At 36.1% G+C, this 418-nt stretch carries 1 protein-coding gene; it reads left to right on the top strand.

Annotation, left to right across the window (positions count from 1 at the left end; genetic code table 11):
* Positions 1-55 precede the first annotated feature (55 nt).
* The coding region (locus HMPREF2810_RS12550) for an IS3 family transposase (protein ID WP_070635616.1) at positions 56-418 on the top strand (363 nt) is incomplete at its 3' end.

Genomic DNA, 418 nt, shown 5'->3' with positions numbered 1-418 from the left:
TGAGCCGACCCCCAAAAGTTAGACCTAGAAATCTAACTTTTGGAGGTTTTTTTGTATGGCAAAATACAGTTTTGAATTTAAACTTAAACTTGTTCATGACTACTTATCTGGTCAAGGAGGTCTAAGGTTTCTCGCAAAGAAGTATGGGTTTAAAGATAGTTCTCAAATAAGCAAATGGATAAATGCCTATAAAGAACTTGGTGAAGAAGGCCTACTTCGCAGTCGAAAAAATAAGAATTACTCTGTTCAATTTAAGCTAGATGCGATAGAGTTATATTTAACAACAGAGGTGTCCTATCAAGAAGTAGCTAATCTTCTAAAAATGAACAATCCATCATTGATTGCGAATTGGCTTAGAACGTATCAGAAGTTTGGTATAGAGGGACTCTCTAAACAGAAAGGACGTCCACCTACCATG

The sequence above is a fragment of the Enterococcus sp. HMSC078F03 genome (assembly GCF_001811595.1).
GTDB classification, from domain to species: Bacteria; Bacillota; Bacilli; order Lactobacillales; family Enterococcaceae; genus Enterococcus; species Enterococcus faecalis.
Note: the sequence above shows the minus strand (reverse complement) of the source record. Positions and strands in the feature narration are given on the sequence as shown.